Below are 6,538 nucleotides of genomic sequence, written 5' to 3'. Positions count from 1 at the left end.
CGACACGCCGTCGCTTCGGCGTGTCGCTGTCTCATACTCACCACAACCAAGACCTGCGACGGGGAGTGGGGCGGGGGCGGTCCTGTCCGTCGGTGCTCGCCTGTCCGTCGCGCTCCCGCGCCCCGATCGAGCGCACCGTTGGGCTGGCCGGTCGGCCACCGCGCGGCAGCAGCTGCGGCGGAGCGCAGCGGAGCCAGCCTTAAGCTCAGCCGTCCACCAGGCCGAGGAACCGGAACAACCGGCCAGCTGCCCCCCCTTCCCCCTTCTCGCCGGCGCTTTGGACCCGGAGGGTCCGAGACGAAACCCGCACCCGCCCGAACCGAATGCCGCGAGACGGCGCACAGGCGAAGCGCATCTGCACCCGCGAAGGTCGGTAGCGATCCGGCCCGGAACGTGCCTGGTCCCGCGCGGCGCGGGTTCCCCATCGGCCGCCCGACGCAACCCCGGCCCGGAACGGGACCGACCTGCCAGTCAGCCACGGCCGCCCCCGGCGGGTGCCGGGCCGTCACCTTCGTCGTACGAGGGCAGGCGGGCGCCCCTGCTCTCGGCGACCCGCAGCACATCGCGCAACGCCTCACACAGGCGTTCCGCGAGGTAGCGGAGTTCTCGCGCATCCGCTTGGGGGGCGTCCAGCAACGCTCGGGCGTGCCGGATCGCAGACATGGCCGGAGCGGGACGTCTGCGGCTGCACGTACTGCCCTACAGCGCTGGAGCTCACGCGCTCCAGCAGAGTCTGCTCACTCTCATGAGCTTTGAGGACTCCGCCCCGGTGGCCTACGTCGAGGCCTTCCTCACTGGCAACTTGATCGATGATCCGTCACTGGTGAAGGCCAGCCAGACCGCCTACGCTCTGGCGCTGAGCGACGCGTTGTCGCAGCAGAAGTCACTGGCCCTCGTCAGGGCGGCAGCAGAGGAACACGCGCATGGTCAGCAGTGAGCACACCGTCTCCGACGCGTCCACCTTCACCGGGTGGTACAAGTCCAGTTACAGCGGCGGTAATCAGGCCGAATGCCTTGAGGTCGCCCGAGGCCACGCCGACATACCTGTCCGCGACAGCAAGGCCCCCGAGGGCCCGGCCCTCGTGTTCGAGACGCCCGCGTGGTCCGTGTTCGTCTCCGCCGTCAAGCACGGGGAGTTCCCGACCACCTGACCCCGCCCCACACCGTCTATTCTCATCCGGGTTGCGCCGTTGACCAGGCGAAGATGGCGGGGGGAGCCAAACCATCATGAGCGGTACGAAGGCGGACGGGCCTGATGAGCCGGACGGCCATGTCGATGGAGGCATCAAGCCGCTCGCGGTGAGCGACCCGGCGCGCATAGGCCCGTATCTGTTGCTCGGGCGGCTTGGGGCCGGCGGGATGGGGCGGGTGTTCCTCGCGCGGTCGGACAGCGGTCGGACCGTGGCCGTGAAGGTGGTGCACGAGGAGCATGTGTCCGACGAGCACTTCAGGGCGCGGTTCCGGCGGGAGATCGAGGCGGCGCGGAGGGTCGGGGAGCGGTACACGGCGCCGGTGCTCGACGCGGGGCCGGACGACGAACCGCCGTGGGTCGCCACGGGATACGTTCCCGGGCTCTCGCTTGAGCAAGTCGTCAAACGGCACGGGCCGTTGCCGACGTCGACCCTGCACGCCCTCGCCGATGGGCTGCTGAAGGCGCTCAAGGACATTCACGGCGCCGGGATCGTGCACCGCGATCTGAAGCCGTCCAACGTGATGCTCACCATGGACGGTACGAAGGTCATCGACTTCGGGATCGCGCGGGCTCTGGAGACGTCCGTCGAGTCCTTGTTGACCAGCACGGGGATGGTCGTCGGGTCTCCCGGGTTCATGTCGCCCGAGCAGGTGCGCGGGCAGCGCGCGGGGGTCAAGAGCGATGTGTTCACCCTCGGGTGCGTGCTGACGTATGCGGCGACCGCGCGACTGCCGTTCGGGAAGAGGGCGGCCAATCAGCACGCGGTGATGTTCGAGATCGTGGAGGGCGAGCCCGATCTGACGGGGGTCGAGGACGCCTCGCTGCGGGCGCTCATCGCCCGCTGTCTGGTGAAGGACGTCGATCAACGTCCGGACGTAGACGCCTTGTTGGAGGACCCCGAGCGGGTGCGTCCCCCCGCCACGCGCGGCGACTGGCTGCCTGCCGGTGTCGTCGCGCACCTCGCGCGGCAGTCCGCACGGCTGCTCGACGCCGAGGCGGCGCCACTGCGGGAGGAGTCCACAGACCTGGCGACCGTCGGGCTGCGGCCGAAGGACGGGCCTCCCAAAGTCGACCCAGCCGGACCGGTCGACCCGGGCGCCGGAGCCTCGAAGCAGGAGCGGGAGCCGAAGCCTCGTCGGCGCCGCAGGCTCATCGCGCTGCCCATCGTCGTCGTCATCACCGCAGGCGGCGGCACGGTCGCCCTGCTTCAGCCCTTTGGGGGTGGCGGCGGGGGCGGAACGCATGCCCAGTCACCGAGCAGTGGCGCGAGCGCCGCTTCTGGTGGCAGCACCTCGCCGAGCGCGCCCGACAGTTCGCCTTCCAAGGGACAAAAGAAGAAGAGCGGGGACGACGGCAAGAAGGGTAGGGAGACGGACAAGCCGAACGCCCAGAAGAGCAACCGTAGCTCCGGGTCGTCGGATGATGACGGCGGCAGCAGTTCATCCAGTGGCGACAGTGGTTCCGACAACGGCGGGTCCGGCTCTTCTCCGGGCTCGGGCGGCGGTAAGTCAACCGCGGGCGGCGGAGGTTCATCCGGCTCCAGCGGCACGTCCTCCGGGTCGCCGCCGCCCGCTATGAAGAGCTACCGGCTTGATTACACCAACTCCTGTGTCGGCGCGTGTGACATGCCGCTCAAGGTGAGCTGGTCGGCGATCTCCCGGGCGACCAGGTACGACATCCGCTACACCAACAAGGGCAGCAACTACACGGAGAAGAACGTCAACACGGTCTACTCCACGGGGGGCACCAGCTACACGATCAAGGGCCCCTTCTCCGGTGACGAGATCTGCGTCACGGTGCGCGCGGCCAACACCCACGGCGCCTCCGCCTGGGCGGAGACCTGGTGCGGCACGGTGCCCTACTAGCCCCCCTTCAAAAAATCGCTTGACGCAGAGCAAGCGATTTTTTTAAGGGGTGGGGGCGCCATGCCGACGGGGAGACCGGCGGTACGGCGCCACCTGCGGGCCCGGTCGATGATCCACGGTCCGCTGAATTCATGACTTCCTGTACTCTCATACGTGTGCTGACCGTTGCCTCCGACATCGAGGTGCTGGCGCGGTTCGGCCGCGCGCTCGCCGACCCGATCCGCTGCCGCGTCCTGCTCGCCCTGCGCGACGCCCCCGCCTACCCCGCCGATCTCGCCGACGCGCTCGGCATCTCGCGCACCCGGCTGTCGAACCACCTGGCGTGCCTGCGCGACTGCGGCCTGGTCGTCACCGTGCCCGACGGCCGCCGCACCCGCTACGAGCTCGCCGACGAACGCCTCGGCCACGCGCTGGACGACCTGCGCACCGCTGTGGTGGCCGTCGCCACCGACCGCACGTGCGTCGATGCCGAGACCAAGGGGTGCTGCTGATGACCGCGATATCCCTCGGGCCGTCCCCCGCCCGGCGCGACGCGCTCACCCGCCGGATACGGCTGCTCGTGGCCGCGACCATCACCTACAACGTCATCGAGGCGGTCGCCGCCCTCACCGCCGGCACCGTCGCCTCCTCCACCGCGCTGATCGGCTTCGGTCTGGACTCGATCATCGAAGTCTCCTCCGCCGCCGCGGTCGCCTGGCAGTTCTCCGCCTCCGAGCACCACGTACGGGAGACCCGCGAGAAGACCGCCCTGCGGATCATCGCCGTCTCGTTCTTCGCGCTCGCCGCGTACGTCACCGTCGACGCCGCACGAGCCCTGACCGGCACCAGTGAGGCCGAACGCTCCATCCCCGGCATCGTGCTCGCCGCGCTCTCCCTCGCGGTCATGCCGTTTCTGTCCGCCGCCCAGCGCCGCGCCGGCCGCGAACTCGGGTCCGCATCGGCGGTCGCCGACTCCAAGCAGACGCTCCTGTGCACGTACCTGTCCGCCGCGCTCCTGGTCGGCCTGGTGCTCAACGCCACCCTCGGCTGGTCATGGGCCGACCCGATCGCCGCCCTCGTCATCGCCGCCGCCGCTGTGAAGGAAGGCCGCGACGCCTGGCGAGGCAAGGGCTGCTGCGCGGCCCCGGCCACCGCGGCGGTCCCGTCCGCCGACGCCGAGCAGGACGCCCGTCCCGAGCAGGACTCCCGTCCCGAGCAGGACGCCTGTGCCTGCCGTCCCGGCTGCGACTGCTGCGGCTGACCATCTGCCACATCGGGGCGGCAAGCAGCAAATCATGGCCGCCATCGGCTTCCGCACCCACACCGACCTGCTGCTGTGCCGACGACCGGATCACCGGGGTATTTTACGCGGGTCTACGGTAGTTGACTGGTCGTGCGTCGTCACGCGTATGCCAGAGGTGTGGAGAGGGAGGGATCGCGTGGCGGGAATTCGGCCGCTGAAACCGGGAGATCCGCGTGACATTGCGGGTTACGCGCTCCAAGGGCGGCTGGGGGCGGGCGGCATGGGGACGGTGTACCTCACCGCCACACGGGGCGGGCAGCCGATCGCGCTGAAGGTGGTGCATGACGAGTTCGCCGAGGACCCGAAGTTCCGGCAGCGGTTCGAGCAGGAGGTGCGCGCCAGCCGGCAGGTGCGGGGGCGCTACATCCTGCCGGTCGTCGACAGCAACACCCAAGGGGCCATGCCCTGGCTGGCCACCGAGTACGCCCCGGGCCTGTCGCTCGCGACGGCTGTCACCACACACGGACCGCTGCCGCCGGACGCGGCCCTGCGGCTGATCGCGGGCGTGGCCCACGCGCTGGAGGCCATCCACGCGGTGCAGGTCACCCACCGGGATCTCAAGCCGGGGAATGTCATCCTGGCGCCGGACGGCCCCGCCGTCATCGACTTCGGGATCGCGCGGGCCGCCGAGGCCACTCCGCTGACCGGCACCGACATGCGCATCGGCACCCCCCTGTACATGTCTCCGGAACAGCTCAGGGGTACCGCGGTGACCCCGGCCATCGATGTCTTCGCGCTCGGCCTGACCGGGTACGTCGCCGCGACCGGCGTCCACCCCTTCGGGGACGGGCCGGGCCCGGCCGTGCTGTACCGCATCGATCGCGATGTCCCCGATCTCACCGCCTGCCCGGCGGAGATACGGCCCGTCATCAGCCGCTGCCTGGCGAAGGACCCCGCGGCGCGGCCCACGCCCGCCGAGGTGGTGGCCCTCTGTCGACAGGCCGGAGCCAAGCTCGGCCTGACCGAGGTGCTTCCGACCACCGGGTGGCTGCCTCCGGCCTTCCTTCCCGCGCCCGCGCCGCCCCCCACATTGCCCATGCAACCTCAGCCGTCGGCCCAGACGGTCCAGTCGGCCCAGACGCCTTCCTCGACGCCCGCCTCGCCGTCCATACCCCCGAGAACCGTCTACGACCCGCAATCCGGAGGGCGGCCGGGGAATCCCCGGAAGCGCCGACTGGTAACGGGCCTTGCGGCGCTCGCCGTCGTCGCGATCGCCGTCGCCGCCGCGCTCATCTGGCTCCCGAACCGAGGCGACGACAAGAACGACGGCGCCTCCTCGTCGCACTCCTCGCAGGGCAGCACACCGCAGAAAACCCCGTCGGAGGAGTCCTCACAGGAAAAGACCTCCCCCGCGAACCCCCCGGCGAAGGCCGGGTCACCCCCAAAAGCATTAGATTCGACCGTTAAAACATTCACCAACGCGGCGACCGGACGTTGCCTGGACAGTAACGGCGACGGAGAAGCCTACGCATTCGACTGCAACGGTGGCGGCTTCCAGAAATGGACTGCGGCCGGGAAGGGATTCAGTCTGCGTGATGCGGCAAGCGATATGTGCATGGGCAGTGACGATGCCGGCGAGCTGAGTATGTCCACTTGTGATGACACCGATCAGCAGCGGTGGAACATATCCAACAAGTCCGTACTGCGCAATGCGACGACCGGTCTCTGTCTGGAGGCCAACGACGACGGCACGTTGCGCACGATCGAATGCGACAGCAGCGATCGCCAGAAGTGGAACATCTCCGGCGACAGTTCCGTGCTGCGCAATGTGGCGGCTGATCGCTGCTTGAGCGCCAGCGGCTCCGGTGGCCCGCACTTGAGCGACTGCTCCGAGAATGGGAGCGACGACGGGAAGTGGAATATATCGGGGGAAGAGTTCGAACTGCGTGACGTGGCGACCGATCTCTGCCTGGACAGCAACGAATCCGGCGAGGTGTACACGCATTCATGCAATGAGGGCGATTATCAGGGCTGGGATACCTCCGGCGACAATTCCACTCTGCACAACGTGAAGACCGGTCTCTGCCTGAAAGACACCGAATCTCCTTTGGAGAACGGCTATCAACTGCAGACGATCGAATGCGATGAAAGCGACGATCAGAGCTGGACTGCCGCCGCACCATAGGCAGCTGATCTCCTGGCCCTGAAGCGCCCCTCTCCGCTGTGGCAGAGAGGGGCGCTGAGGCAGGGGAGCAGTCC

7 protein-coding genes are annotated in these 6,538 nt (G+C 69.0%); 6 read left to right on the top strand and 1 reads right to left on the bottom strand.

The window, feature by feature from the left end:
• Positions 1 to 471: 471 nt before the first annotated feature.
• Complete coding sequence (locus ACWDSL_RS24345; RefSeq protein WP_450488686.1) at positions 472 to 663, bottom strand: hypothetical protein; 192 nt, start codon at positions 661 to 663, stop codon at positions 472 to 474.
• On the opposite strand from ACWDSL_RS24345, the gene ACWDSL_RS24340 reads away from it, so the two are divergent.
• From ACWDSL_RS24340 to ACWDSL_RS24315, 6 genes are all read left to right on the top strand, one after another.
• Positions 662 to 937 carry a Scr1 family TA system antitoxin-like transcriptional regulator gene (locus ACWDSL_RS24340; RefSeq protein ID WP_450488684.1) on the top strand — a complete coding sequence of 92 codons (276 nt, stop codon included), beginning with the start codon at positions 662 to 664 and terminating at the stop codon, positions 935 to 937. The genes ACWDSL_RS24345 and ACWDSL_RS24340 overlap by 2 nt on opposite strands.
• Complete coding sequence (locus ACWDSL_RS24335; RefSeq protein ID WP_450488682.1) at positions 924 to 1,151, top strand: DUF397 domain-containing protein; 228 nt, start codon at positions 924 to 926, stop codon at positions 1,149 to 1,151. Before ACWDSL_RS24340 ends, ACWDSL_RS24335 begins: the two co-directional genes overlap by 14 nt.
• A gap of 76 nt (positions 1,152 to 1,227) precedes the next feature.
• On the top strand, positions 1,228 to 3,057 hold the full coding sequence (locus ACWDSL_RS24330) for a protein kinase domain-containing protein (protein ID WP_450488680.1): 1,830 nt from the start codon (positions 1,228 to 1,230) through the stop codon (positions 3,055 to 3,057).
• 155 nt (positions 3,058 to 3,212) lie between these two features.
• Positions 3,213 to 3,548 (top strand): ArsR/SmtB family transcription factor, encoded by a 336-nt coding sequence (locus ACWDSL_RS24325; RefSeq protein ID WP_450488678.1) that lies wholly within the window; start codon positions 3,213 to 3,215, stop codon positions 3,546 to 3,548.
• Positions 3,548 to 4,297, top strand: a complete 750-nt coding sequence (locus ACWDSL_RS24320; RefSeq protein WP_450488676.1) for a cation transporter — start codon at positions 3,548 to 3,550, stop codon at positions 4,295 to 4,297. The genes ACWDSL_RS24325 and ACWDSL_RS24320 overlap by 1 nt, the downstream gene beginning before the upstream one ends.
• Before the next feature lie 34 nt (positions 4,298 to 4,331).
• Complete coding sequence (locus tag ACWDSL_RS24315) at positions 4,332 to 6,464, top strand: serine/threonine-protein kinase (protein ID WP_450488674.1); 2,133 nt, start codon at positions 4,332 to 4,334, stop codon at positions 6,462 to 6,464.
• Positions 6,465 to 6,538: the final 74 nt, after the last annotated feature.

This window comes from Streptomyces sp. NPDC000941 (genome assembly GCF_053599555.1).
This window is presented reverse-complemented; position numbering and strand designations above follow the sequence as displayed.

Coding starts and splice junctions, on each gene's coding strand:
- ACWDSL_RS24340 (WP_450488684.1), top strand. CDS start 662: ATGGCCGGAGCGGGACGTCTGCGGCTGCACGTACTGCCCTACAGCGCT.
- ACWDSL_RS24345 (WP_450488686.1), bottom strand. CDS start 663: ATGTCTGCGATCCGGCACGCCCGAGCGTTGCTGGACGCCCCCCAAGCG.
- ACWDSL_RS24335 (WP_450488682.1), top strand. CDS start 924: ATGGTCAGCAGTGAGCACACCGTCTCCGACGCGTCCACCTTCACCGGG.
- ACWDSL_RS24330 (WP_450488680.1), top strand. CDS start 1,228: ATGAGCGGTACGAAGGCGGACGGGCCTGATGAGCCGGACGGCCATGTC.
- ACWDSL_RS24320 (WP_450488676.1), top strand. CDS start 3,548: ATGACCGCGATATCCCTCGGGCCGTCCCCCGCCCGGCGCGACGCGCTC.
- ACWDSL_RS24315 (WP_450488674.1), top strand. CDS start 4,332: ATGGCCGCCATCGGCTTCCGCACCCACACCGACCTGCTGCTGTGCCGA.